At 56.2% G+C, this 26,226-nt stretch carries 26 protein-coding genes; 10 read left to right on the top strand and 16 right to left on the bottom strand.

Translation table 11 applies throughout. From position 1 onward, the window contains the following. Position 1 precedes the first annotated feature (1 nt). Positions 2 to 808 (bottom strand): carbon-nitrogen hydrolase family protein, encoded by an 807-nt coding sequence (locus tag RGQ30_RS02805; protein ID WP_130558431.1) that lies wholly within the window; start codon positions 806 to 808, stop codon positions 2 to 4. Position 809: 1 nt separating this feature from the next. After that, on the bottom strand, positions 810 to 4,865 hold the full coding sequence (locus tag RGQ30_RS02800) for a YhdP family protein (protein ID WP_338284696.1): 4,056 nt from the start codon (positions 4,863 to 4,865) through the stop codon (positions 810 to 812). 79 nt (positions 4,866 to 4,944) lie between these two features. On the opposite strand from RGQ30_RS02800, the gene glnE reads away from it, so the two are divergent. Then, positions 4,945 to 7,671, top strand: coding sequence for a bifunctional [glutamate--ammonia ligase]-adenylyl-L-tyrosine phosphorylase/[glutamate--ammonia-ligase] adenylyltransferase (gene glnE / locus RGQ30_RS02795; protein WP_130558433.1), 2,727 nt, complete (start codon positions 4,945 to 4,947; stop codon positions 7,669 to 7,671). A 1-nt stretch (position 7,672) separates the two neighbouring features. On the opposite strand, the gene mtgA is transcribed toward glnE, so the two are convergent. The 7 genes from mtgA to mpl are packed head-to-tail and all read right to left on the bottom strand — an operon-like array spanning position 7,673 to position 14,815. Further along, a complete protein-coding gene (gene mtgA / locus RGQ30_RS02790; protein ID WP_338284695.1) occupies positions 7,673 to 8,425 on the bottom strand; it encodes a monofunctional biosynthetic peptidoglycan transglycosylase in 753 nt (250 codons plus the stop codon). Then, the gene (aroE, locus tag RGQ30_RS02785) at positions 8,422 to 9,318 is read right to left on the bottom strand and encodes a shikimate dehydrogenase (RefSeq protein WP_338284694.1); all 897 of its coding nucleotides are present in this window, start codon (positions 9,316 to 9,318) and stop codon (positions 8,422 to 8,424) included. Before aroE ends, mtgA begins: the two co-directional genes overlap by 4 nt. Positions 9,319 to 9,335: 17 nt before the next feature. Further along, positions 9,336 to 10,160, bottom strand: a complete 825-nt coding sequence (locus RGQ30_RS02780; RefSeq protein WP_130558435.1) for an energy transducer TonB — start codon at positions 10,158 to 10,160, stop codon at positions 9,336 to 9,338. 5 nt (positions 10,161 to 10,165) lie between these two features. Beyond that, complete coding sequence (locus RGQ30_RS02775) at positions 10,166 to 12,199, bottom strand: ribonuclease catalytic domain-containing protein (protein ID WP_130558436.1); 2,034 nt, start codon at positions 12,197 to 12,199, stop codon at positions 10,166 to 10,168. Between the two features lie 8 nt (positions 12,200 to 12,207). Continuing rightward, a complete protein-coding gene (locus RGQ30_RS02770; RefSeq protein ID WP_130558437.1) occupies positions 12,208 to 12,771 on the bottom strand; it encodes a chorismate--pyruvate lyase family protein in 564 nt (187 codons plus the stop codon). Continuing rightward, entirely contained in the window at positions 12,768 to 13,412 is a 645-nt protein-coding gene (locus RGQ30_RS02765; protein WP_338284693.1) for a YqiA/YcfP family alpha/beta fold hydrolase, read from the bottom strand. The genes RGQ30_RS02770 and RGQ30_RS02765 overlap by 4 nt, the downstream gene beginning before the upstream one ends. Then, positions 13,409 to 14,815, bottom strand: a complete 1,407-nt coding sequence (gene mpl, locus RGQ30_RS02760; RefSeq protein WP_130558438.1) for a UDP-N-acetylmuramate:L-alanyl-gamma-D-glutamyl-meso-diaminopimelate ligase — start codon at positions 14,813 to 14,815, stop codon at positions 13,409 to 13,411. The genes RGQ30_RS02765 and mpl overlap by 4 nt, the downstream gene beginning before the upstream one ends. A 62-nt stretch (positions 14,816 to 14,877) precedes the next feature. Here mpl and RGQ30_RS02755 point away from each other — a divergent pair, with 62 nt between their 5' ends. From RGQ30_RS02755 to RGQ30_RS02715, 8 genes are all read left to right on the top strand, one after another. Then, positions 14,878 to 15,480, top strand: coding sequence for a UDP-N-acetylmuramate--alanine ligase (locus RGQ30_RS02755; protein ID WP_130558439.1), 603 nt, complete (start codon positions 14,878 to 14,880; stop codon positions 15,478 to 15,480). Positions 15,481 to 15,488: 8 nt separating this feature from the next. Next, the gene (locus tag RGQ30_RS02750; protein ID WP_130558440.1) at positions 15,489 to 15,986 is read left to right on the top strand and encodes a TlpA disulfide reductase family protein; all 498 of its coding nucleotides are present in this window, start codon (positions 15,489 to 15,491) and stop codon (positions 15,984 to 15,986) included. A gap of 232 nt (positions 15,987 to 16,218) precedes the next feature. After that, positions 16,219 to 16,665: an acetyl-CoA carboxylase biotin carboxyl carrier protein gene (gene accB, locus RGQ30_RS02745; RefSeq protein ID WP_130558441.1), complete on the top strand. Its 447-nt coding sequence runs from the start codon at positions 16,219 to 16,221 to the stop codon at positions 16,663 to 16,665. A 14-nt stretch (positions 16,666 to 16,679) separates the two neighbouring features. Beyond that, entirely contained in the window at positions 16,680 to 18,029 is a 1,350-nt protein-coding gene (gene accC / locus RGQ30_RS02740) for an acetyl-CoA carboxylase biotin carboxylase subunit (RefSeq protein ID WP_130558442.1), read from the top strand. 8 nt (positions 18,030 to 18,037) lie between these two features. Continuing rightward, positions 18,038 to 18,952 carry a 50S ribosomal protein L11 methyltransferase gene (gene prmA, locus RGQ30_RS02735; protein WP_130558443.1) on the top strand — a complete coding sequence of 305 codons (915 nt, stop codon included), beginning with the start codon at positions 18,038 to 18,040 and terminating at the stop codon, positions 18,950 to 18,952. A gap of 21 nt (positions 18,953 to 18,973) precedes the next feature. Then, on the top strand, positions 18,974 to 19,777 hold the full coding sequence (locus RGQ30_RS02725; protein ID WP_420915157.1) for a zinc-ribbon and DUF3426 domain-containing protein: 804 nt from the start codon (positions 18,974 to 18,976) through the stop codon (positions 19,775 to 19,777). A gap of 44 nt (positions 19,778 to 19,821) precedes the next feature. Continuing rightward, positions 19,822 to 20,781, top strand: coding sequence for a carbohydrate kinase family protein (locus RGQ30_RS02720; protein WP_130558444.1), 960 nt, complete (start codon positions 19,822 to 19,824; stop codon positions 20,779 to 20,781). Positions 20,782 to 20,800: 19 nt separating this feature from the next. Next, entirely contained in the window at positions 20,801 to 21,277 is a 477-nt protein-coding gene (locus RGQ30_RS02715) for an outer membrane lipoprotein (RefSeq protein WP_130558445.1), read from the top strand. Positions 21,278 to 21,297: 20 nt separating this feature from the next. Here the strand turns inward: RGQ30_RS02715 and RGQ30_RS02710 are convergent, their stop codons facing one another. From RGQ30_RS02710 to RGQ30_RS02680, 7 genes are all read right to left on the bottom strand, one after another. After that, positions 21,298 to 21,891: a type IV pilus modification PilV family protein gene (locus tag RGQ30_RS02710; RefSeq protein WP_130558446.1), complete on the bottom strand. Its 594-nt coding sequence runs from the start codon at positions 21,889 to 21,891 to the stop codon at positions 21,298 to 21,300. Next, complete coding sequence (locus RGQ30_RS02705; RefSeq protein ID WP_130558447.1) at positions 21,891 to 23,018, bottom strand: hypothetical protein; 1,128 nt, start codon at positions 23,016 to 23,018, stop codon at positions 21,891 to 21,893. The genes RGQ30_RS02710 and RGQ30_RS02705 overlap by 1 nt, the downstream gene beginning before the upstream one ends. A gap of 13 nt (positions 23,019 to 23,031) precedes the next feature. Beyond that, a complete protein-coding gene (locus tag RGQ30_RS02700) occupies positions 23,032 to 23,766 on the bottom strand; it encodes a PilW family protein (RefSeq protein WP_130558448.1) in 735 nt (244 codons plus the stop codon). Next, positions 23,760 to 24,302 carry a prepilin-type N-terminal cleavage/methylation domain-containing protein gene (locus RGQ30_RS02695; RefSeq protein ID WP_338284691.1) on the bottom strand — a complete coding sequence of 181 codons (543 nt, stop codon included), beginning with the start codon at positions 24,300 to 24,302 and terminating at the stop codon, positions 23,760 to 23,762. Before RGQ30_RS02695 ends, RGQ30_RS02700 begins: the two co-directional genes overlap by 7 nt. Further along, on the bottom strand, positions 24,299 to 24,766 hold the full coding sequence (locus tag RGQ30_RS02690; RefSeq protein ID WP_338284690.1) for a type IV pilin protein: 468 nt from the start codon (positions 24,764 to 24,766) through the stop codon (positions 24,299 to 24,301). Before RGQ30_RS02690 ends, RGQ30_RS02695 begins: the two co-directional genes overlap by 4 nt. Positions 24,767 to 24,898: 132 nt before the next feature. Next, complete coding sequence (locus tag RGQ30_RS02685; protein ID WP_130558451.1) at positions 24,899 to 25,468, bottom strand: YggT family protein; 570 nt, start codon at positions 25,466 to 25,468, stop codon at positions 24,899 to 24,901. Between the two features lie 18 nt (positions 25,469 to 25,486). Then, positions 25,487 to 25,825 (bottom strand): hypothetical protein, encoded by a 339-nt coding sequence (locus tag RGQ30_RS02680; RefSeq protein WP_130558452.1) that lies wholly within the window; start codon positions 25,823 to 25,825, stop codon positions 25,487 to 25,489. Between the two features lie 125 nt (positions 25,826 to 25,950). Between RGQ30_RS02680 and RGQ30_RS02675 the strand changes: the two genes are divergently transcribed. Beyond that, a complete protein-coding gene (locus tag RGQ30_RS02675; protein ID WP_130558453.1) occupies positions 25,951 to 26,196 on the top strand; it encodes a DUF1653 domain-containing protein in 246 nt (81 codons plus the stop codon). The last annotated feature ends 30 nt before the right edge of the window (positions 26,197 to 26,226 follow it).

The raw sequence follows: 26,226 nt of genomic DNA, 5'->3' as shown, positions 1-26,226 counted from the left end.
TTTAAAGCACGCGGTGCGCAAGCGCGGGCAAGCTGTTTCGCACATCGTCTATCTTAGCAGGGTCAAGCTGGCCCAGCACCACACCCTCGCCTTCTGCCAATACATTCTCAACCTCACCCCACGGGTTCACCAACATGGAATGTCCCCAAGTGCGCCGGCCGTTCTCGTGAACACCACCCTGCCCGCAGGCCAACACGTAGCACTGGTTTTCAATGGCCCGGGCGCGCATTAGCACTTCCCAGTGCGCACGGCCGGTGGTGTAGGTGAATGCGGCGGGCATCACGATCAAATCCACTTTGCCCATGGCGCGGTACAGCTCAGGGAAGCGAAGGTCGTAGCACACGGACAAGCCAATCTTGAAGCCGTCCACATCGGCCACCACCGGTTTTGTGCCTGGTAACAGCACGCGGGCTTCGTCGTAACTTTCCTGCCCCTTGGTGAAGCAGAACAGGTGAATTTTGTCGTACCGTGCCGTGCATTGCCCTTTTGGATCGAATACCAATGTGGTGTTGTACACCCGGCCTTCCGTGCCGCTGGCAATGGGCAAGGTGCCAGCCACAATGTGCACGTTGCGAACCACCGCCTGATCGGCGAGAAACTGTTGAATGGGCCCGTGGCCAAACTGTTCGGCAATGGCCAGTTTGTCGGTGTCTTTCTGGCCCATCAGGCAGAAATACTCGGGCAGCAATACCATGCGGGCACCCAGCTTGGCGGCCTGGCCTATCAGGCGTTGGGCTATGTCCAGATTGCGTTCCAAATCGGGCGTGGAAATCATTTGCAGGCTGGCTACGGTCATTGGCTTGGACATGTTACGGCCTTGGGTTGGTTTCGCTGGTGGGAGGGGTAACGGCGTCGCCTTTGCGCACGCGTTCAATGACCGGTGCAACCCATGGCCCGCTGACGCGGTACTGAAACGAGAATATCTTAGCCAAGGGGTCTTTCAAAACAAAGTCTGCGATCAGGGAGGCAATTCCAACGGCCGGGTTGGCCGCAATCACGGAGTAAATCAGTGAACCACCGGCTGGGTTCAAATCAGGAAGTACCACCACATTCATGTTCTGGGTTTCACTTTCGAGATCCAGGTCACCATCCATCACAACCGTGGCACTGGGGCCGGTCATTTTGAAGTTCTGGGTGCTGGCAATACCCTCTTTCAGCACCACATCGGCTTCCATGGTGTCGTAGGCAAAGCCATCAGAAAACACGTCCTTGAAATCAAGCGTGAACCGACGTGGAATGCTTTGCAGCGAAAGCACGCCGAGCAACTTCGCCACACCGGGGTCTGCTTTTAAAAACTGGCCTTTCACACTTTTCAATTTGAATTGTCCACTCAGGCTGCCGTAATCAATGGTCGTGGGTGCATCGTTCCAGCGCAATCGCCCGACCAGACTACCCTCCCCACCTTGAAATACATCTTCCATACCCAGCCTGGCCAGCAGTGCGCCGCCATTTTTGACCGTCTGGTTGACTTCAATGTCGGTGCGCTGATTGCGCAGGTTTTCGTCGTACTGCCAAATGCCCTTGGCCTGGGTCACCGATTCCGGGTTTTCAATTCTCAATGACTCAAGTCGCCATTCCTTGGGCCGCTGGCTTAACGTGGCCTTGGCCTGTTCTTCGCGAGTCTGGTTTACGGCAATCAACTTGAGTTTGCCCAGCACCACGTCGTTCAGGGTAAAGCTGTCGACCTGTACGTCCAGCGCCGGAATGCTGGACGCAGGTTCCTCCACCAAATCGCGCATGCCGCTGTCCAGTGTCTTGGGAATAACCAGGGTTTTAAACCGGGCCAGCAAAGCGCCTTCAGGCCTTTGTTTGTCAGAAACCCAGGACACATAACCGTCAACGCCCTTGCCTTTGATGTCGAATTGCCAGCGGCTTTCAATGGTGCGCGCTGCGACTGAGACGCCTTCAAACGATTTGCTGCCGATGTTGAGGCGGTCAGCCCGTATACCCACCTTCAGGTTGATCGCCGGGCCGCCTGATGCGTTGTCAAAAAAGCCGTTCATCAACCCCATATTGCCCGAGGCCGAGGTGATGTCATTGGCAATGGCCCGCCAAGTGTCAACATCAAGGACAGCCATGCGCACATCCCCTTGAATGCCAGGGGTGGCCGGTGCAAGCGGAGCCCCAACTGCAAACTGCAATGAATCAATGCCAGCCTGGCCTTGCTCGTCCAGAACAAGAGCGCGCACTTGGGCCAAAGGTTTGCCTTCTGGCCCCAGATCCACTGTCCAGCGCTGCCCTTGCGAGTTGACAGTCTGGTTTAGCCGGAAGGGCAAACGGCTCTCCGGTTTTTTGGCAAAAGGGCCAGGCAGTTTCACTTCCAGGCCTTGCAACTGACTGGCTACATCAACTGCGATGCCATTCTCACGGGTTGAAACAACCACGGTGTAGGGGGTGGAACCTGCCAGGTAGGGCTCGGCAAGCGGGTTCAAATACTGGGCCAGGCCCTTGGCCCGGGCTGTACCGGTGGCCTTGATTTCCATTCGGCCAGCCGTGTCTGTAGTGCCTTTGATTAGCACTGGCCCGCCCAGGGCCTGGCCTTGCAGCTGTTCAATGAACAGGCCCTTGTTTGAAAAACGGATCAACCCTTCGGTGTTGCTGACAAGGGGCATACCCCGAACAACACGAATCGAATTGCCTTTCAACGCAAGTGCACCCTGAACCTGTGTTTTCTGCGGGTCAGCAATCGGAATGCTCAACTGCAAGTCCAGGTTGGCAGCGCCTTCCACTTCAGCATTGACCAAGGCCTCATTCAATATCTCGCGCACAGGGCTCTGATTGACGAATTCGACCATTTTTCCAAGCTCGCCAAGGCCAGTGCCCTTGATCACAAGGAGTGGTTCCCAGGCATCCAGATTGTCGATTCGGGCTTCCACTTTCTTGAGTTGCACGCCCAGCGATTCCGCCGTGTCGGCCTGAATCAGCATGCGTTTGCCCGCGAAGGTGGCCTTGCCCTTGACCTTCTGAATAGCAGGCCAGCCCGGTGCATAAGTCAGCTCGCCGTTGTCAAAAGGCACCTCAATGCTGAACACCCCTTTTTGTTTCGGGCCGTCAAAGGGGAAATCGTTCAATCGCCCCGACAATTCAAACCGGCCGTTCTGGGCCACACCAGCCAGAATATTGGTCTTCAGCCATTCGCGGGCACTGTTGCCCACAACCAGCGGCAGATAGTTGGAGACCTTTGCCAGATTGGCGGTTGGCAAGGTGCCCCGTACGTCCACGAAATCCGGTTCGTTTCGTCGAAATTCATAAGTGCCGGCAACCTGCGCCTGCAAGTCGGTATTGCGCACCTTCAGGCCGGCCACGGAAAACTCAACGGGCAAGGTGCCGTCAAACACATTTTTCCAGCCCCCGGAACCTGCCAGCTCGTCAAACGCAAGCAAGTCGGCAGCAAACACTTCGGGCAAGGCAACTTCCGCATTTTTGCCGGTCAGGGTCCATTCACCTTTCCGGTCATCGCCTTTGAAACGGCCGCTGAGGTTTCGAAAGCCGGTCACCTTTCCATTTGCGGCATTCGCTTTGCCTGATGCTTCGCGATACAGCACGGTGAGCTGGCTGAAATCAATGTCGGAACTGAATGCGAGGGAATCGCTGTACGGGGTTTCTCCCTGGGTAGTCCAGTTCACATCAACCTGGTTGATTCGTCCCGAGATTTCCAGATCCGTGAAAGCGTCCAGCTTACCGGCCTGCCCAACATGCGGACCCAACTCGAGCGCGATCGCTTTGGCCTGCGCCGCGTCCAGTTGATTGACCCGCAACCCCCACTGAACACCCTCATCAACCACTCTTCGGGTGGCCGACAAATCCGTGGGGCCAAACTGCTTCAAACCGGCAATCTGGCCTTTCAAACGGCGAATGGCAATGGCTTCAGGTTTCAACAGAAAGTGCTCGCCAGCCACTTCAATCAAGGCGCTGGTGTTCACCATGTCAAACGGCGGCGCATTCACGGCATCATTTGAAAACCGCAGCTTGGCAACCCTGGCATCCAGAACAGACCTTTGCACCAACCCGTTTTCAAAATCCAGCCACAGCTTGCCTTGGGGCTTTGTCAGGTCCACATCAAGACCCAAGGTTTTGAAAACTGAGTCAATGGGTGCTGCCTGGTCAACAACCACATCCAGAAAGAAAGTGCCTTTCCATTTCTGAATGTCGCCATGCACGGCTTCCAGCAATGGTGTTTTGAAATTCAGGTTGGCCTTGACCGGGGTTTGCGCCACGCCGGGTACGTTGAACACCAGCCCGGCCGAATGTCGGCTCAAGCCATTCTCGAGCAACAGCTCTGCGTCCATGGCTTGTGCATCGGGGTACTGGCCCATGGCATCATGCCAGGTCAGCACGCCATTTTTGAGCAACACGCGTTGCTGGGCCAACAACCAGTCCAGTGCAGGGTTTCCCTTGCTGCCATCGTCCACAATGGGCTGGCCTGCCACCTCGAACACCCCTTGCGGGTTTCGCTGCACACTCAGTTCAGGTGAATGAATTTCAAGATTTTTCAAACGCGGCCGAAAGGCCAGAATGCTGGGCAGTGACCAGTCCATTCGAATTCGGTCGGCCTGAAAACCAGTGGCACCACTTGGTTGGGGCAGACGAACATGGTCAACAACAAACTGTGGGCCGAAACCCTGCCAGCTGGCCCGGATTTCACCCAATTCAATGGGGGCACCAGTTCGGGTTTGAAGAAAATGCTGAATCTCGGGCCGATACCGATCAATCTCCGGCAGAACCAGCCACTTAATGGCAAGCAAGGCCAGGCACAGTGGAGTGTATACCGCAATCAGCACCCAGAACAAAACGATCCCGGCGCGCCGAAGTGCGGGGTGGCCGTTGACCTGTTGCGCCAGCGCGTGGTTTGTTCCTTCCTGCAAGAAATACCGTCCGAAAAATCGTGAACACCTGTAGTACGCTATTGTAGAACCAAGCTTCACTTTTTATATAACGACACGCATGAACGACCCACTGGATTTCTATCATCCCGTTTGGCCTACACATTCAGAGTATGCCAAACGGTGGCTGAATCGCTTTCCCCAGTGGGACACCGACCAGTTCGACGGGGAACACCTGCTGACCTGTATCGACAACTGGCTTGAAAAATCACGCGAATTAACAGACGAAAAGGCCTTGATGGCTGAACTTCGCTTGGTTCGCCAGCGCAGCATGATAGAAATCATGCGCCGTGACCTGCAGGGCAAGGTGGATTTGTTCGAAGTGACTGAAGCGCTGTCTTTTTTGGCAGATGCCGCCGTCCAAATTGGTTTGAAGCTGAGCCACAGGCTGCAGGCGGAACGATTTGGCGAACCGGCCCGGGGCGATTGCCTGATGGTGGTGGGCATGGGCAAACTGGGCGGGCTTGAATTGAATGCGTCGAGCGACATCGACCTGATTTTCCTTTACAACGAAGATGCAGACACACTGGGTGGCCCCACGGGCAAAACTCAATCGCATGCCGAGTTTTTCACACAGGTGGGCAAGCGCCTGATCAAGATCATTTCCGAAGTAACCGATGAAGGCTTCGTGTTTCGCGTGGACATGCGCCTGCGCCCCAACGGAGATTCAGGTCCACTGGTGGTCAGCCAGGACATGCTGGAAGAGTACTTCGTGGTGCAAGGCCGCGAATGGGAACGCTACGCCTGGATCAAGGCGCGCGTGGTGAACTGGGCAGTAGACCCCGAACAGGATGCCGCATTTCAGCAAAGCCTGGACAATTTGAACAACATTGTGCGGCCTTTTGTATTTCGCAAATATTTGGACTTTGGATCAATTCGCGCCTTGCGCGCCCTGCACGTGCAAATCCGAAGTGAAGTCAGCAAACGTGAAAACCAGCACCCCGGCTCGGTGCACGTGAAACTGGGCCGGGGCGGCATTCGTGAAATTGAATTCACGGCCCAGGCATTTCAGTTGATCCGCGGCGGCCGCGAACCCAAATTGCAATTGCGCCGCACAGTGGATGTGCTCGAGGTGTGCCTGGAGCTGGGCCTGATTACTCAGGAAGACCACGACAAACTGGTGACTGCTTACCGTTTCTTGCGCAACCTGGAGCACCGTTTGCAATACGTCGACGATGCACAAACCCACCGACTGCCCGCCTCGCCAACCGAAGTGTTGCGAATTGCAAGGTCCATGGGTTTTCAGGACCCGGGCAATTTTGTAAAAGCATTGAATCGCCACATGGACTACGTGGCCAGCCATTTCGACGTGGTGTTCGGTGACAAGCAGGAAGACGAAGAAACTCCCAGCCTTGAATTGCCCTGGGCCGACTCGCTGACCCAAGGGTTCAGCAACCCCCAGGCCGCCCAGGATCGCTACCAGCATTTAATTGAATCCAGCCGCTACCAGGCACTGCCCACCGCCCACAGGGAACGGGTGGACAGGCTGATGCCCACCCTGCTGGCTGCAGCGGGAGCATCATCGGCACCCGATTCCTGCTGGCGACATTGCTGCGACCTGATCGAAACCGTGTCAAGACGCGGTGCCTACTTGAGCTTGCTGGACGAATACCCGATTGCGCGAATGCGGGTCAGCCGCATGCTGGCGGCCAGCCCATGGGCTGCCAATTTCCTGATCCGGCACCCGCTGTTGCTGGACGAACTGCTGGACAGCCGCACCTTGCTGACGCCGCCCAATCTGGATGAATGGAAACAACAGCTACGGGAGATGCTGGACCAGGCCAAAATGCCGGACGGACAACCTGACCTGGAACGCCAGATGGACCTGATCCGCGAACAGCACCATGCACAGCTGTTCAGGATTCTGGCCCAAGACCTTGAAAACCTGCTGACCGTGGAGCATGTGTCCGATTTGTTGTCCGCCCTTGCAGACTGCACGCTGGACTTGATTCTTGTTCAGGCCTGGGACCAACTGCCCAAGCGCCACCGCGCCCAACCCCGGTTTGCCGTGGTGGCCTACGGAAAACATGGTGGCAAGGAACTGGGTTACTCATCCGACCTTGACCTGATATTCCTGTTTGAAGACAGCGATGACAGGGCACCCGATTTGTACGCCCAACTGGCCAAACGAATGAACCGCTGGCTGACCACACAAACCGCCGCGGGTACCCTGTTTGAAACCGACTTCCGGCTACGCCCCAACGGCGAAGCAGGTTTACTGGTCAGCAGCGTGGCCTCGTTTGAAGACTATCAACGCCGCGAAGGCGGCGTGGGTGCCTGGTTCTGGGAGCACCAGGCCCTGACCCGCGCACGCTTTTGCGTGGGTGATGCGGAAATCGGAAAAAAATTCGAGAACCTGCGTGAAGAAATTCTTCAGCTGCCAAGAAACTGGGACGATGTGAAAAAAGAAGTATTGGACATGCGCCACAAAATGCTGGAAGGGCACCCCAACCACACCGAGCTGTTTGATGTGAAACACGACCTGGGTGGCATGGTGGACGTGGAATTCATGGTGCAGGCGCTGGTGTTGGGCCATTCCCATTTTTACCCAGAGCTGACCCAAAACAAGGGCAATATTGCGCTACTTAAAAAGGCCGGTGAGTTGGGTTTGCTGCCAGCCAACCTGGCAAACTATGTGGCCGATGCCTATCGGCAGTTGCGCGCCAAGCAACATGCATTGCGGCTGGCCGGGCACGACAAATCACGAACCAGCGACCCGGCCATGATGGTGTTGCGCAAACCCATCCGTACCCTTTGGGCAACGCTGCTGGGCGAGGAATCCACATAACTTATTTGGGCACCACCACCTGGAACATGCGCTTTTGCAAGGTGCCTGTTTTGCGGGCTAAAAAAGGTGAATTGCGGCGTTTGTCGAAGTAACGTGGCGCGGGCAACATGCCCGCCATGCGGGCAGCCTGGTAACTGCTCAACTGCGCAGCATTGACACCGAAATGGTGTCGGGCTGCAGCCTGAGCCCCATACACACCATTGCCCCACTCCACCACATTCAGGTACACCTCAAGAATACGACGCTTGTCCCAAAGTGCTTCGATCATGAGGGCGATCACCAGCTCCTGACCTTTTCGGATGTAACTTCGCTTGCTGGTCAAAAACAGGTTTTTGGCCAACTGCTGGGTGATGGTCGACCCCCCGTGCGTCACGCGGCCACGCCGTGCATTTCGCTTGATGGCCAGCTCAATCGCCTCCATTTCCACGCCCTTGTGGGTCATGAATCCGCTGTCCTCAGCCGCAATCACGGCACGTTTCAGGTTGAGCGAAATTTTGTCGTAAGGCACCCACTCGTGCTTGAGTTGAAAGCCCGGCTCGGTTTCGCGAATTTCAGCAAGGCGTGTTTGCATGAAACTGGTGCTGGACGGGTTCACGTGGGTCCACACCGCGATTTGCACCAAGTACCAAAGTTGAAGCAATACAACGGCGCAGAAACCCCAGAAGAAAATACGCCACAGCCACACCAGCGGGTTCAGGCTGAACTTTCGGGTACGGGCCGGCTGGCCTGCTTTTCGGCGTGCCATGGCGTTCATTGAACAGCTGCCTTGGCCAGCACGAGTTGCCGAACTTTGGTCAGGGTTTCAAGGGCATTGGGCGACTGGCCAGTCCACACCTCGAATGCCAATTGGGCTTGAAACACCAACATGCCCAGACCATCGCTGCACGGTAGGCCCGTGCTTTCCAGCGCCTGCATGAAAGGGGTAGGTTGCGCGGCATACATCATGTCGTATACCAGCACAGCACGCTCGAACCAAGCTGGGTGTATCAGGGGCACATCGCCATTCAGGCTGCTCGACGAGGCATTCACGATGACCACCGGTGCACCCGGAATTTCGAAATGACTGGGTGGTGTGTCCAGGCTGCCGCCCGCAGCAGGCAGGTCAATCGCTTCTGCGCGTTCAGCCAGCTCGCGGGCTTTGCCAACAGTGCGGTTCAACACCGTCAAATGATGAACGCCCGCCGCGTGAAAGGCCGCCACGCAGCCGCTTGCTGCGCCACCTGCGCCAATCATCAACACCTGGCACTGCTCAAGTTGCAAGCCCAGAGTTTTCAGTTGGCGCGACAAGTCGCGGCACAGGCCACCGCCATCCGTGTTGTCGGCGTGAATGCTTCCATCGGCTTGAAAGATCAAGGTGTTGGCAGCCTGGGCAAATTGCGCGGCAGGTGACAACACATCAGCCAGTCCGAATGCGTCCAGCTTGAAAGGCACCGTGACATTGGCACCCTGCACACCTGCAGCCTTCAGGGCCCTGACGGTTTGCTTGAAACCGCCAAGTGGTGCCAGCACACGGGCATACTGCAAAGGCATTTCAAGCTGTGCTGCAAAGTCGGTATGAATCGCCGGGGACATGCTGTGGGCAATCGGGTTACCAATCACCACATAGCGCTCAATACGGTGATCAACAGGGCAATTGGGCGTGCTCAACAAATTCTCCAGAAAACTCAGTATTCCGTGCTGATGGTGTCCCGGCTGAACACCCAGGTTCGGGTGATGGCCAAGATATCTGCCTTTTGACGCATTTCGGATGGAAATGGCGGAAAAGGTGTAGACATTCTCAAAATACGCAGCGCTGCGCGATCCAGCACAGCAGATCCCGATGAGCGGTCGACCTCCACATCTTCCAGTGTACCGTCCTGGCGCACATAAGCCGTCAAGCGCAATTTGCCGTAGATGCGGCCCTTTAATTCATCGGGGTAGTTGGCATTTCCAACCTGTTCTACCTTGGCACGCCACGCTTCTTCATAAATTGCAAAAGCATAGGGCGAGGTTCTAGGCGAGAAAAAATGTTTTCTTGGCCGCTCGTTGTAGCTTTTGATGTTGTCCGCAATTTGCGCCTGCAGGCGTTTCACTTCCAATGCGCGCTGGCTTTTTGGATCGTTGCCGGTGCGGGTGTCAGGCGTTTCATTCTGCGGCTTAGTTCGCAACTCCGCGCCGGCCAGGTTGCGCTGCAGCGTTTCCAATTCTTTCAGCCGTTCCTGGCTGGAAATCAGCTCACGCTGATTCACGGCATCGTCCGCCTGGCCCGGCAATGTTGTGGCCCTGCCCTTGTCGGTCTGCCCACCACCATCCAGGGCAACCTGGGCAAGCACCTTGGCATCATTGGGCGCTTTTTGGGATTGGGCATTGACCAGAATCACTTCCAGCGGACGACTGAACGCAGTGTCCGCCTTGGGCTTTGAAAAATGCACCAGCAAAAACAGGGCGTGCACGAACACCGACAGCAGCAAGGCCTTTTTCAAGTTCACTTCGCCAAAGGGTGCGCGCATTGTGTTCACGCCTGGGGTTCTCCAGATTGCTCAGCATCCACATTCACATCCGCCACTGAAGCGGGCAGCTCGGGTAAGCCTGTTTCGTCTGGTGCAGCAGAGGAAGACTCGGCTTCAACTTCCTCTTCTTCCTCGTCATCGAGCAAGCGCGTGGGCGTGCCCTTTTTCAAAGCCAGCAATTTGCAGGACACGGTCAGTGTCAGTTCATCCACCTGGTCCAGTTCCAATTCAACCTGAACGCCACGGCCTGGGGATGTCACACCCACCAGGCGAACAAACAGGGGAATGTCGTCGAGCCGAACCAGTTCATCTTTCACCACCACGCCATCAAACTGCTTGCGGCCTTTTTGCTGAATCCAGCGCAGGCACCAATAGCGTTCCATGCTTTGCTGAAACTCGGCGTAGGCTTTGTAGGTGACATCAAAACTGTTCACGGCCGACAACAGTTCCGCATCGGTCGCGGTGTACACGGGCGGCTCCTGGCGCAATAGGGAAATCAATTGTTGCTGGTTCACCAAATCCACGTAACGGCGAAGGGGCGAAGTACTCCACGCATATTGCGGAACACCCAGGCCCACGTGTGGCGCGGCGTGTGTGGACATGCGCACGCGGCCCATGGGCGGTTGCACCCGATAAATGCCGGTGACCTTGCACTCATCCAGCATGCCACCCCATTCCCGGTTCACGTAGATCATCCATTCGGCCACCAACAAATCCAGCGGGGCATCGCGGCGGCGGGGTTGAATTTCAACTGTGCCATCTTCTGCCACGTAGAAATTGAAATCGATTCGCGTGTGTTTCTCGGGCTGGCCGCGCGCAATTTCACGTTCCATGCGCAACACGCACGAACTTTTCCACAACATTTTCAAAGCCGGGAAAAACTCGCCCACCACGTCGAGCTGATTCAACTCGGGGTCTTCCAGCACTTCCTTGGACAGGGCTGCATCCAGGTGATTGTGGCGCAGGTTGGCGGCCATGGGCACCTGTTCAATCGCGCTGTAGGGCTCACTGAGCAACTCGCCTGTTTCCGTGCTCACTTCTACGTAAATGCTGACACTGGGCACGGTGCGGCCTTCTGCCAGCGTGGCCAACTCGACCACCTGGTCAGGCAGCATGGTGATCTTGTCGCCGGGTGCATACACGGTGGAAAGTCGTTCGCGGGCGACACGGTCGTAAGGGCTGCCACGGGGAATCAAAAGCGCTGGGGCCGCAATGTGCACGCCGATGCGCGCGCGGGTTTCATCGAGCCACACCACGCTGAAGGCATCATCAATTTCGGTGGTTGAAATGTCGTCGATTGAAAAGGCACGCACATTGGCCACAGGCAAATCGGCCAGATCGGCCGGCACGTCGGGTGCAGGCAGGTCAATTTCCGGGCCCTTGGGAAAGTACACGGCCGCAAAGCGCGCGCGCATCATTTCATGTACCGATTTGAACGCACCGCATTCAATCAGCAACACATCGGGTGACCGGCCTGCTTCCGTGCAGGCCAGCATCAAGGCCTTGTACTCTGCACTGTTTTTATCGGGCCGCACCAGCAATACCGCCGCCTGTTTGGCAAAACCTTCCGGCAATTCGCGACGCACCAAAGCATCGGCCCAGGCCTGCTGTTGTTCTGCAGCCAGGCGCTTTTTCTCCAGGCCCGCCAGGGCTGCCTGCAAAATTTCAGGCGGCGCGGCACGGTACATGCCCTTGCCTTTGCGGTGAAAATGAATGGGCGCCGCATGCAGAGCAGCCAAGGTGGCGGCCTGTTGAACTACGGTGGGCTTCTCGCCAAAATATTCCACGGCCATCACATTGAAATCGAACTCGCCTTCCGGGGCGCATTCCCACAAAAACTCAGTGTCCACGTCCTTGGCCAATGCTTCAACCTGGGTGTGAAATTCCGCGCATTCCAGCGTATCGAATTTCAGCATCACGCTGTTGGATTTCACCTTGGTGCGTTTGCCATGCAAGGTTTCTACCTGAAAGGCATTGCCCTGGTCTTGAAGCACGCGACCTACTTTGAAGGCACCGGCCTCTTCATAATACAAATTCATCAACTGTCCTAAAGATAAAATTCAAGTTGGGGCAGGAACACTTCCATCACCCACAACGGTGTTCGGTCAGGTTGGCGCGAAAAACGCGCGCATCGGGCGTACCACACCCGGCCCGAACCCAAGGTATTCATTTCAGCTCGCAACTGGGGGCTTAACAACTGCTGTACCCAGGTCTGCCCCAAGGGCAGGCGTGCAAAGTACAAATTTCCCCGCTTGACGCGTGGGTCGGAAAACAACACCGACCCCAAAGAACGTGAACCCAGCCCGCGCCAAAAATGCCAGTCGCTCACCGCCCCGTTCATTTTGACCAGGGTTTGCGCAAGCACCACGGGCTCGTTGTTCACATGCAAACGCACCAAACGCTGACGCATCAAGCCACCCGCATCACTGCCAGCGGGCAGGAACGGGCCACGCGGGTTCAACACCTGGCCCTGAACAACCGGCTCAACCCGAAAACCGCGGTTCAACCCCGACAAACGCAATGTCAGTGACCCTTTGGTTGTGGCCCAGTCACGAGCCCACGCAGGCCAGGACGGTGGGCAATGTGCTGTCCAGACCACCCGGCCTGTCATTGCAAACCCACGGTCAGTTTCACGAATGGCAATATTTCATCAAAATCGCTCAAGGCATGGTCCGAGCCCAACAAGTGCAACTGGTGCGCACCTTGATAACGCCTCAGCATGGTGTCACAGTTCAACACTTCGTCGTCTCGGGCAGCCACCAGAAAATAGCGCTCGGGCTTGGTCAGGCTGGTTCGCTCCATGGCTTTCAGATCGTCCAGGTAAGCGGGCACGAACTCGATTTCTTCATCGGAAAAGTACACTTTCTTCTTGCCGATTTGATCCTGCAAATCGTCATACGGCTTGATGGCTGGGTTCAACAGCACCACGCTGGCCTGTGGATAACGCTCGCCCAGCACCGTCGCATAAAACCCACCCAGCGAACTGCCAATAAATGTTAGCGACAAATCCGGCCTGCTTTGCAAACGCCCGTGCAACTGGTTCTCGACCAAAGCCAAGGCCTGGGCGGGCGACGCGGGTAAATCAGGCACCCATAAATGGCTACTCAACCCAGCATTCGCGAACACATCAATCATGGTCTGCGCTTTCATCGATTTCGATGAAGACCTGAAACCGTGCAGGTACACCACCAGTTCTGCAACGCCTGCCGTTCGGGCAAAACGGCCGGGGCTTTTCAACACAAACGGGGTCAAGCCAATGCCCCGGCTTGATCGCCCAAGGCGCTCAAAAGTTTCTGGTGAATGCCGCCAAACGAACCATTGCTCATGGCCACAATCCAGTCGCCCGGCTTGGCCTGATCCAGCACGTGCTGGATCACCTCGTCCAGATTGTCGCTTGTGAACAGCCTGTCACCCAAGGTGCCCAAGGTGTCGCGCACATTCCACTGAATGCCAGCGGTGTAGCACACCACGGATTCCGCACTGTCAAACGAAGCAGGCAAGGCCTGCGCCAAGGTGCCCATCTTCATGGTGTTGGACCGCGGCTCAAACAAGGCGATCAGTCGACCTGCCTGTTGCCCATTTGCTGCGGCCACTTCAGCCATTCTGGCCTTGGCACCTTCCAGCGTGGTGGCAATTGCGGTGGGGTGATGGGCAAAATCGTCATAGACCCGCACACCGCGCACTTCGCCCCGCAGCTCCATCCGGCGCTTTACACCGGGAAAACTGCTCAAGGCAGCGCAGGCGACTGAAACAGCGACACCTACAGCATGGGCTGCCGCCACCACGGCCAGGGCATTGTTCACATTGTGCAAGCCCGACCAGTCCCAATTGACCAAGCCCTTGCTTTCGCCGTCTTTCAACACTTCAAATTTCGAGGCCCCCAATACGCGGGCCTGCCAAGGCGCATCATTGCCCTCAGCGGTTTCGGCAGAAAACCGCTCAACCGGCGTCCAGCAACCGCGCTTCAAAACTCGTTCAAGCGAGTCGGTGTTCGCAGGGCACACCACGCGACCATTGCCCGGCACGGTGCGCACCAGGTGGTGAAACTGGGTTTCAATGGCGGCCAGGTCGGGAAAAATATCCGCATGATCAAATTCAAGGTTGTTCAACACCGCGACTGTGGGGCGGTAATGCACGAACTTCGAGCGTTTGTCGAAAAACGCCGTGTCGTATTCATCGGCCTCGATCACGAAACAATCGCCCTGCCCCAAACTGGCCGACACACCAAAACCGCCGGGCACGCCACCAATCAAAAAGCCGGGGTTCAAACCCGCTTGCTGCAACACCCAGGCCAACATGGAGCTGGTGCTGGTTTTGCCGTGGGTACCGGCCACCGCCATCACCTTTCGGCCACGCAATATGTGTTCACCCACCCATTGTGGCCCACTGGTGTATGGCAAGCCCTGATTCAGAATGGCCTCCATCAGGGGGTTGCCCCGGGACACCACATTGCCCACAACCCACAAATCGGGCTTGATGGCCAACTGTTCCACGCCAAACCCCTCGGTCAGCGCAATGCCCGATTCGGTCAGTTGGGTACTCATTGGCGGGTAGACATTTGCGTCGCAACCGGTCACGGTGTGGCCCAAGGCCTTGGCCAATTGGGCAACACCGCCCATGAAGGTGCCACAAATGCCGAGAATGTGGATGTGCATTCTTTCTTCCTTTCAGAACAAGCCCATATTGTAGTGCCTGTGAATTTGGATACACTGCCGGTATGGAAGAATTCTTCGCCCCGCAAGACGAACTTCGCATTGAAATTGCGATGACTGCCGCCCGCCTGATCGCCGAGGAAGGCCTGGATTACGCCACAGCCCGCAACCAAGCCGTGAAATCAAAAGTGGGCAAACAGCGCATTCCGCGTGACAGGCTGCCCTCTGACCAAGACATTCAAGACGAACTTCGCGCATATCAAGCCCTGTTTCAAGCCGATAGCCAACCTGGCGAATTGAACGAATTGCGCGAAATTGCACTCCAATTCATGCAAGGTTTGGCGCAATTCGAACCGATTGTGTACGGGGCTGCGGTTAACGGTACAGGCAGCGCCCATTCCGACATTCACCTGATTGCATTTGCCGACGACGAGAAAGAAGTGGACTACTGGCTGTTAAACCAGAACATCAACTTCGACGCTTGCGAAGACGCCTTGCTGGCTGGCAAATCATTTCCTGCTGTCGCCTTTCGCTGGAAACAGCGTTGGTTCCAGTTGGGGGTGGCCAACCACATGCAACGCCGCGGGTTACTCAACAGGCAGGCACCTGACGGCACCGTTTTCCAAACTGACATTGCGGGCCTGGCCCGCCTGATAGAAGCACCATGAGAAGCGCAATGAGCAACAAACTGATCCCCATTGTTACAGCCATCATCGCCCTGGCGATTGGCCTTTATTTTGGCTTGAAACCGCAAGGTGAACCCGCCTACCCTTTGAACGGCTACACTTTTGAAACACCGCAAGGCGGTTCGCTCGACCTGGGTGCCTTGAAGGGCAAGGTGGTGGTCTTGAACTTCTGGGCCACGTGGTGCCCCCCCTGCGTGGAAGAAATGCCGGAACTGGACGAGCTGTACCCCGAGCTTCAGGCCAGGAATGTCGAGTTGATCGGCATTGCCATTGATTCTCCTTCGAATGTGCAACAATTTCTTCAAAAAACACCAGTAAATTATCCTATCGTGCTGGCAGGCATGACAGGCACCGAGCTTGGCAAAGCCCTGGGTAACAAACAGGGAGGATTACCATTTACCGTCATATTGGACGAAAATGGTAATGAATTACTGACAGAAGCCGGCAGAATACAGATGAGCACGATCACCAACGCATTACACCGGTAAAATCAGGTATGCTCACGCAACGCTGACGCTGGGCGAGCCATGAAGCAAGGCTCAATACAACCCGCCAAGGTGGAAAATAATTGATTTTCAGTGCACACTAAGCGAAGTTAAGCTCAGTTAATAGGCTAAGTTATTAAGCTAAGCTAACCGTGAACTTGGTTGTGCATTGCCATACAAGACGGCCCGTCACTTGAGCGGGCCCACAACCAACCTCCCTAGATGGAGCAAGTAAATGGACCTCAGAAAGCTAAAAACATTGATCGACCTGGTGGCTGAATCCGACATTTCCGAACTGGAAGTGACTGAAGGTGAAGGCAAGGTTCGCATCGTCAAAAGCCAACCCCAATACACCATGGCCATGCCGCATCAAATGATGCAACAGGCGCCAGCAATGGCCGCACCGGCCATGGCAGTTGAAGCACCCGCCGCGGCACCTGTGGATGCGGGTCACAAAGTGACCTCGCCCATGGTTGGTACCTTTTACCGCGCGCCCAATCCCGGCGCCTCCAATTTTGTGGAAATTGGCACGACGGTGAAAGAAGGCCAGACGATTTGTATCATTGAAGCCATGAAGCTGCTCAATGAAATCGAGAGCGACAAGTCCGGCGTGGTCAAAGCCATTCTGGTCGAAAACGGTCAGCCCGTGGAGTTTGGTCAAGCTCTGTTCATCATCGAATAGAACAGGAGCACACCATGTTCGGAAAAATTCTGATCGCCAATCGTGGCGAAATAGCGTTGCGCATTCTGCGCGCCTGCAAGGAAATGGGCATCAAAACCGTGGCGGTTTACTCCACCGCCGACGTGGATGCCAAGTACGTCAAGCTGGCTGATGAATCCGTTTGCATTGGCCCGCCCAATTCACGCGAAAGCTACCTCAACATCCCAGCCATCATCAGTGCTGCCGAAGTCACTGACTCAGAAGCCATTCACCCCGGCTACGGCTTTCTGTCTGAAAACGCCAGTTTCGCCGACCGCGTGGAAAAAAGCGGCTTTGTGTTCATTGGTCCCCGCGCGGAATCCATCTTGTTGATGGGCGACAAAGTGTCCGCAAAGCGCGCCATGATCGCTGCCGGCGTGCCTTGCGTACCGGGTTCTGAAGGCGAGTTACCAGACGATCCACGCGAAATCGTGAAAATTGCGCGACAAGTGGGTTATCCGGTGATTATCAAGGCCGCAGGCGGTGGCGGTGGTCGCGGCATGCGCGTGGTACATACCGAAGCCGCCTTGGTGAACGCAGTGGCCATGACCAAAAACGAGGCGGGAACGGCATTCAACAACCCAGCGGTTTACATGGAAAAATTCCTTGAGAACCCGCGGCACATTGAAATCCAGATTCTGGCCGACGAGCACAAAAATGCCGTGTGGCTGGGCGAACGCGATTGTTCCATGCAGCGCCGCCACCAAAAAGTCATCGAGGAAGCACCTGCACCCAACATTCCCCGACGCCTGATTGAACGCATCGGCGAACGCTGTGCGGAAGCGTGCCGAAAAATCGGCTATCGCGGTGCTGGCACATTCGAATTCCTCTATGAAAACGGCGAGTTCTACTTCATTGAAATGAACACGCGCGTTCAAGTTGAACACCCTGTGACTGAAATGATCACTGGCGTGGACATTGTTCAGGAACAGATCCGCATTGCGGCGGGGCAGAAACTGCGCTTTCGCCAGCGCGATATTGAATTCCGTGGCCATGCCATGGAATGCCGTATCAACGCAGAAGACCCGTTCAAGTTCGTGCCCTCGCCCGGCCCGATCAAGAACTGGCATGCACCGGGCGGCCCCGGCGTGCGCGTCGATTCCCATGTCTACAGTGGCTACAACGTGCCCCCCCATTACGACTCCATGATCGCCAAAGTAATCACCTACGGCGAAGACCGCAAGCAGGCCATGGCCCGCATGCGCCAAGCCTTGGCGGAATTGGTGGTGGATGGCATCAAGACCAACACCGCACTTCACCGGGAATTGATGGAAGATGCACGGTTTGTCGAAGGCGGCACCAGCATCCACTACCTTGAAAACAAACTGGAAACACGGGTCAAATAAGTAAACGCATGAACCAACAGAGCACACCACTGATTCAAGCCAAACTGACCCTGCCCTTTGAGCAAGCGGACGAAGTGTCCGACCTGCTCATGGAACTGGGTGCACTGGCCGTCAGCCTTGAAGACGCCAATGCCGACAGCGAAGACGAACAGCCCCTGTTCGGCGAGCCCGGCATGGAACCTGAATCGGCGGCCTGGAACTTGAACCACGTGGTGGCGCTGTTTCGCAACAAGGGCGAAGGTGAACAGATTTTCGGCGAAATTCCCGGGGAATTGCTGGGTGATGCTGAAATTGACTACACCGAAGTGCCCCAGGAAGACTGGGTTCGCCTGACCCAATCCCAGTTTGACCCGATTGCCATTTCAGCCCGCCTGTGGATTGTGCCCTCCTGGCACGAACCCCAGCACATTGATGACCGAATCAACCTGGTCCTCGACCCCGGCTTGGCCTTTGGCACCGGTTCACACCCCACCACTGCACTTTGCCTGCGCTGGCTCAGCGAATTTCCGCTCAAGGGCATGTCCGTACTCGATTACGGTTGCGGATCCGGCATTCTGGGCATCGCCGCATTGAAACTGGGTGCAGCTGAAGCCATTGGCGTGGATATTGACCCCCAGGCAGTCGACAGCACCGCCTACAACGCCCGCAACAATGGCGTTGAAATGCCCTGTGGCCTGCCCGACTTCCCACTGGCCAAGCGCCAGTTCCCCGTGGTGGTGGCCAATATTTTGTCCAACCCCCTGAAGGTTTTGGCACCCTCACTGTGTGCCCATGTAGAAGCGGGTGGCCAGTTGGTCTTGTCTGGCGTGCTCGCGCGGCAAGCTGAAGAAGTCATTGAACATTACCGCCAGTGGATCGACATGTCGGTGTGGGCTGAACGCGACGGCTGGGTGTGCCTGCATGGCCAGAAAGCCGCAGACTGATCAAGCACACAAACCCACCTCATGAGCCTGGCCACGCGCTGCCCCAACTGCAACACCCTGTTCAAGGTGACGTCGGGGCAATTGCAACTGCACGAAGGCAAAGTACGCTGCGGGCAATGCCAGTCCGTGTTTTCAGGCATTGAGCATTTAACCTCCGCGGACACTGAAGCGTGGCAGAAGCTGGACCTCAGCCCCACCCAAAGCAACAGCGGCTACAGCAGCGACCACAACCCTGCTGGTGGAGATGGCACAGGTTCTGAAAATCTGTTCGGCACTACATCCCCGACCAACAAACCCCTGCTGAATTTCCGGCAAGGCAGCCCTGCTCTAAAATTGGCTTGCCTGGCGCTGCTTTTGGCCCTGGGAATTCAGACCCTGTGGTGGCAACGCACCGCGTTTGCAGAACAAATTCCCGCACTGGCTGCGCGTATCAATCAATCAGCCCCCACCGTTCAAAAACTGTTTTCCACGCCAGCCACACAGGCCTTGAAGGTCGAGGGCAGCGGCTTGCAGGCGCTTGATGAGCAAAATGTGCGCGTTGACCTGACATTGACCAACCAGCAAAACCTGCCTAGCCACTGGCCCCACCTGAAGATCGAACTGCTTGACCCCCAAGGCCTGGTCATGGCCAGCAAATCACTGGCACCCGGCGACTACCAACTGCGCGATGAAGGCTCCGCAAGCCAGGCGCCGCTTATTGCGGGCCAGCAAACCGTTGAAGTGCTGGCATACTTGAACCTGAGCACATTGAACAAGCAACTACCCGAAAGTGCTGCCACAGGCTTTCGGCTTGAACTTTACGACCACGGCCCACGCGAGAACTGACACCGCCTGAGCCAACCCACTTCATTCACCGGAAAAAGCTGCACATGAGTACCCATTCAACACAGTCCAAACGCGTTTTAATTTGCGGATCCATCGCATTCGACACCATCATGGTGTTTGAAGGCCGTTTCAAAGACCAGATCCTGCCCGACCAGGTTCACATCCTGAACGTGGCCTTCCTGGTACCCAGCCTACGCAAGGATTGGGGCGGCTGTGCAGGCAACATCGCCTACAGCCTGAACATGCTGGGCGGCAAGCCGGTGCCCATGGCCACAATTGGCCACGACGCGGGTGGATATTTTCAACGCCTGCAAACACTTGGCATTGAAACCACTTGCGTGAAACAGGTTTCAGAAGAATTCACCGCACAGGCCTTCATCACCACCGACCTCGACGACAACCAGATCACCGCATTTCACCCCGGTGCAATGAGCCATTCGCACCTGAACAAAGTCAGCGATGCCGGTGACATTGCAATCGGTATCATTGCCCCGGACGGCCGCGACGGTATGATGCAGCATGCCGAGCAGTTCGCAGCAGCCGGTGTGCCCTTCGTATTCGACCCGGGCCAGGGTCTTCCCATGTTCGGCAAACCCGAACTGGACCGTTTTCTGGAACTTGCAACCTACGCAGCTGTCAATGACTATGAGGCCAAGATGTTGTGCGACCGCACCGGCCTCACTCTGGAACAGATTTCAGAGAAACTGGAAGCCCTTGTCGTGACTCGCGGGGCCGAAGGCAGCTGGATTTTTGAAAAGGGTCAACGGCACGATATTCCGTGCGTTAAAGCTGAAAAAATCGCTGACCCAACTGGCTGCGGCGATGCGTACCGCGGAGGCTTGCTCTACGGCCTGACTGAAGGCATGGGCATTGTTAATGCGGCGAAACTGGCAAGTTTGATGGGCTCCTTGAAAATTGCAGTCAAAGGTCCGCAAACTTACCAATACAGCCAGGAAGAAATTGCGTCCAGGTTTGCCGCCGCATTCGGCCATCAACCCTGGTAACTTGAAAGGAAATCAAATCATGGCCAAGTCAATTCAGTTTAGTTTCAGAAGCACCGGTGCAGTGGCCTTGATCGCGCTCTCCGCGCTGGCTGGCTGCGCTACTCAAAGCAGCTCAGGCCAGGTGTATCGCGAAGGCGAAACACGCCGCGCACAGACCATCGAGCAGGGCACTGTAGAAAGTGTTCGCACGGTGACCATTCAAGGCGACACCAACGGCGTGGGCACAGCAGCTGGCGGTATCATCGGTGGCTTGGCAGGCAGCAACATTGGTGGTGGCAGTGGCCGCGCTGTAGGTGCAGTGCTGGGTGCAGTGGCTGGCGGTATCACAGGCCAGGCAGTTGAACGCAACGCGTCAAACCGTCAAGGTTATGAAATCACCGTGCGCATGGACAACGGCACCTTGCGTGCCTACGTCCAAGATGCCGATGAACAGTTTCGCCCCGGCGAACGTGTTCGTGTGGTCAGCGGTGGTGGTACATCTCGCGTAACCCATTAAACGGGGTTTTTCGTATTGCTTTACAGCGAACCAGGCGGCGTAGCCGCCTGGTTTGAAGGCACGTAGCCTTGTGAATAGTCCGGCGCATACACGCTGCCCGCGTCTACTTCAGACAAATCTGACCACCCCAGCATGCTCACCCGCGAACCTGTGTTTGCCCCCCCGCTATTCACCGCAGCAAGCGGCAGCTTCAGGGTTTGTCCTTCCGCAGAATTCATTTGCCCTGTGGTGGAATTCCAGCTGACATTCAAGGTGAGTTGGGCAAAATCACTGTCTACCAACTGAGCCGAAGACACATCAATGTCGTAGCCGCTGGTGTCTGAACTGTCGCTGCCCAGCAATTGCAACTTGGGCGTTAACGCATTCACGAATCCGTTCAATTGCGCCAGCTTGGTCGACGATGAATCATCGCTGGCCGCAATGGTCTGAGCTCTCGCCTTCAGAATTTCCGCCACGTCCAGCGACACCATGCCCCCCTGGAGAAGCTGGCGCATATTGGCGCTGATCAACTGCATACCTGCGGAACCCTGCACACTGGCCACGATCACCACGCTGAGCAAGGCCACGCCGATCAACACCGAGATCAGCGTGTCGCCACGCACGCGCGATTTCATTATTGCTCCCATGGGTGCAATGCCCTGTTGCTTTGCGAACCACTTAACGTGGCCTGGTAGTACTTTCCACTGGAACTGCCCACTACAGGCACTGTGGATGTGGTCGCCCCAGGCACATTGTGCACATTGCCCGCGTTGCCTGAACTTTGGGTCTGGGTGCCATTGCCGTTGGTCGTGGTGTTGCCAGCAAAAGACCCATTGCCAGTAGTTGTGGAATGAATGTTATTGCTGCCATGGGTTGCCGAACCCTGCGTGTTGCTGGTGCCCTGCCCATTTGTCGCGTTGCCGCCCACCGTGATGCTGCCACCAGCCCCCACATTGCCAGACGTGCAAGTCAACGTGCCAGTGTTTGTCGCGATTGCCACAGAACTTGCAGAGGTTGTATTGGGGTTGCTGTTTTGTGGAGCCAAGGCTGCACAGGGGTCGCTTCCGCCACCGCCGCCGCCACCACCCGTTGATCCAGTAGTCACGGGCGTTCCAGTGCCTGTTGTAGTGGTCGGCGTTGTTGGTGTTACCGACGGGGGCGTGACCGGCAACGCTGCAACCTGCAAAGGTACCTTCCAGCGCAAATCTGCGGCCGCCTCGCCCGTGGCACAACCGGTTTTGCTGCCAGCAGCAGGGCAGAAATAATAGCCCTTGCCTTTCACCCGCAGTGTGTACTCCAGGCTGACCGGAATGCCGTGGGCATCACGCAGCACACGTGGTTGCGCACCCAGCATACGGGTGTTCAACTCCAGGCTGGCATTTTTAAAGCCTGAAGTGGCTTGTACCTCTGCCCCTAACTGCTGCCCCAGCGAAGAGAAATTGACCCCGCTCTGGCTGCTCAGTTCTTCAAGGGAATTTGGACTGTTCTGCGCAATCGCCACGTCGGCTGAAGCGGCATTGACACCTTGCAAGGTAATGGGTGTCACCGCTGCCTTTTCAAGTGCGGTCAGCATCATCATGACCCGCTCGGAAGCCAGTTCGCGCGCCTGCAAATAGCCTTTCAGCGACTCGTTGCGCTCGCCGGTCTGGCCCTGCAGCCGTGCCTCGTAGCCGATGGTCCCCGCCACACCCGCTGCACCGATCAAAGCGACCAGTACGGTTCCGTAACCTTGACTGTACTTCCTGGATCGATGTATGGACATGCTGTTCTCCGTTTCAAACTCGGGGTATGTTGGGCAAATGAATCACTCGGATCGCTTGCAGGGGAAATGGGTCTTTGCCAGACAACTGCCCGGCCATTGAAATCGCAGCCAGGTTCGCCCTGGGCTGGGCACCGGATGCTGCACTCAGGGGGTAACAATCCGGGCTGGAATACACGGTTTCAAGGTCATCCAGCAAGTCTTGATCACTCGCTGAACTGAGGTAACAAACCCGCAGCTTGGTCAGGGAATAGGCAGTGGTTTGAGTCAAAGCCACCCAGGTCACACTGCCTGCTGTTTCACAGAGCGAAGCGCCTGCAGGCTCGGTCGGTGTTTCCCTGCGGGAAATTTGCAGTTCAACCAGCCCCTGCGCATTGGGTTGGGGGCGAATACCGGTTTCAATCCAGTTGTTTTGCTCTGGCTGGAAATAGCGGGCGCTGACACACTCGAACTGGGCCACAGCACCTGCGCCCAGCGTTCTGCACTGGTTGGTGGACACATCGTAAGGGCAAGTGAACAAGGTGGTCGCCGAGGACGGGGACGCCACAGAACCAAAACCCGCACGGCGTATCTGGTTAGCCAGCACTAGCGCTGTGTCATTGAAATCTTCCATGGCCAGGCGCTGTGCTGCGCCGCCTGACTGCCCGGCAATTCGCGCCAATGTGCCAAATGCAATGCCGATAACCAAAGTGGCCACCAGGGTGGCAATCATCAGTTCAATCAGCGTGAAGCCGGCGTTTCTTTTCAGCATGTTTTCACCACCGACAGGTATTCCCGGGCGTTGCGCGCGCAAATATCAAAGCGCCCCAATTCATCAAATGCGACTCGAAGCAAGGCACCCGCCACATTGCCATCCACACTCAGGGGAAACTGCTCCACGGCAGGCTGTGCAAGACTGGTGTTTTTTCTCATGGCATCGGGAATGGACAAAGTCCAGTTGGTGCTCTGGTTCACGGCAAACACGCCTTTGTTGGCGAGAAAGGACTGGGCTACCACGTCGCAAGCCCCGCCTGTGTTGCAGGCGCAGTTCGATCCACTGCGAACACCGGCAATGCACCAGCGGTCGGTTTGCGGATCGTATTGCACACTGAGCTGAAAACTGGATGAATCACGCCGGCTTTGAGTACGTATGGCCACCTCGGCTTGCGACAAGGCCCCCATCCACGCCACCAGCGCAGCTCGCTTGTAATAATTCGAAAAGGAGGGCAACACCACCACCGCAACAATGGCCAGGATGACCACGCAGGTCATGAGCTCCAGCAAACCAAAGCCATTCCTTCTATTCATTGCCACACCCCGCCACCGCATTCACCTTCAAACCCGGAGTATTGAATGGATGCGCGATTCCAGCTGGCCACGATACGTGTACAGGCTGAGCTACGATTCAGCTGCGCGTTTTGCCGAAGGGCAATGACCACATCGAAGCTATTAGCCGTGGCCGCTTGCATGGACAAGGTGTAACTTTCAGACTGCAGGGGAAACGGCACTGTCAGGGAGCGGCTCGCGCAATTGCGGTTCAGGCTGCTGCCACTTTGCAGGGACATTGCATACACAGGGCAAAGCACGCGGAAGGATGCCTGCTCGTTGATGACACGGGCCAGCAGTTCCTTGGCTTCAAGTTGACGGGTTTTCGAGATGTAGCCATCGTAGGACGCCATGGCAAAGCGCATCAGCAGGCCCATGATCAGCAGGGCGATCATCAACTCGATCAGGGTAAATGCCTTCTGCGCTTTCAAATCAACACCCGCCAAATGGTTTATTCCATTCTTTGAGTGTAGGCAGCGTGCAGCAAAGTTGCATCCCCACCCCACGCTAACTATTACACGTTAGCTCGGGGCCTCTTTGGAGGGGGTGGGGAAAAACAGGCGGAAATCAGATTTGGATCAGAACCCGGGCATGAGGCTTTGCAGCACCATCATGATGATTTGCAAAATCAGGAAAAATGCCAATGGTGACAAATCGACATTGCCCACTGTAGGCAGCACACGGCGTAGCGGCTCCAGGAATGGGCGGGACAATTCATTCAAGATGGATGCAATTGGTGAAAAAGGATTCACCCAACTGAGTACCACCTGAATCAAAACAATGCCCATCAAGAGGTAAGCCACATTGCGCAGCACCCAGAATATGGCAATCGGAATGGTCAGGGTGATCAGTGAACCGACGCCCGGCCCGCCATTGCCCAGCCCTACGGTGACCAGAACCAGGATAATGTGCAACACAAACGACACCACGAAGGCGCCAAAAATGGAGGCCCAGTCAATGCCGCCATAACCTGGCACACCCTTGCGCAGAGGCTTGACCAACCAGTCTGTCATTGAAAAAATGAATGGTGACAGGGGGTTGCTGGGGTGAATGCGTACCCATTGCATGAGTGCACGCAGCAACAGGCAAAAGGTCAGCAGGCTGGCCGCAGTTTCCAGCAATAAGCGCAGTATGTCGATTAGCAGCATGGTCAGCGTGTGGGCAAGTTAAGGGCGTGAGCCCGTTGGAAAAGGCCACGTTGTGGTGGCGCCTTTCAACTTTCTGGGCTTGGCTGCACCCGAACGGCGACGGCGAGCAGGCTTGCTGGGCGTCAACAAGGCCAGAGGCGTCACTTCCGACGGGGACAGCGCAGTTTTGGATGGTTTGCGGGTACTGGCAACAGGCCGGCTTGCAGACGCATTTTCGGAAACATTTGCAGCCACTTCAGCAGCCTCTTCAACCACTTTTGCCATTGCTGGTTTCGCACTTGCTTTGGAAGCCACCTTGGGGATTGCCTTGGTGGCTGTTTTACTGGTTTCCTCGGTTGCTCGCTTGGATGCAGGCATTCAGGAACTCCTTTCAATTCTTCTGGGACAGCCAGCCAGTTTAACGGTATGGCCTTGAATATTCAAGAAATATGACTCTCATTCCCGTTTGGAAGTACACTGCAAAAAAACACCAGGAGACCAAGATGAGCCACGTACCCGAACAAACCCACAGCGTGAAACCCGGAGAACGTTACAGACACTACAAAGGTGGCCTGTATGAAATCATTTGCCAGGCTGTACAGGAAAGTGATTTAAGCCCCGTGGTGGTGTACCGCCCACTGAGCGGCGATACCCACACGGCATGGACCCGGCCCATGTCGGTGTTCTTCGAGATGGTGCAGGTGGGTGAACGCATGTCACAGCGCTTCACCCGCGTGGACGGCGACTAAAACAGGCGCCTTTAATTCATCACCTTAAGT

The organism is Limnobacter thiooxidans (assembly GCF_036323495.1).
GTDB classification, from domain to species: domain Bacteria; phylum Pseudomonadota; class Gammaproteobacteria; order Burkholderiales; family Burkholderiaceae_B; genus Limnobacter; species Limnobacter thiooxidans.
The sequence above is the reverse complement of the archived record's forward strand: the minus strand, read 5'-3'. Positions and strand labels throughout refer to the sequence as shown.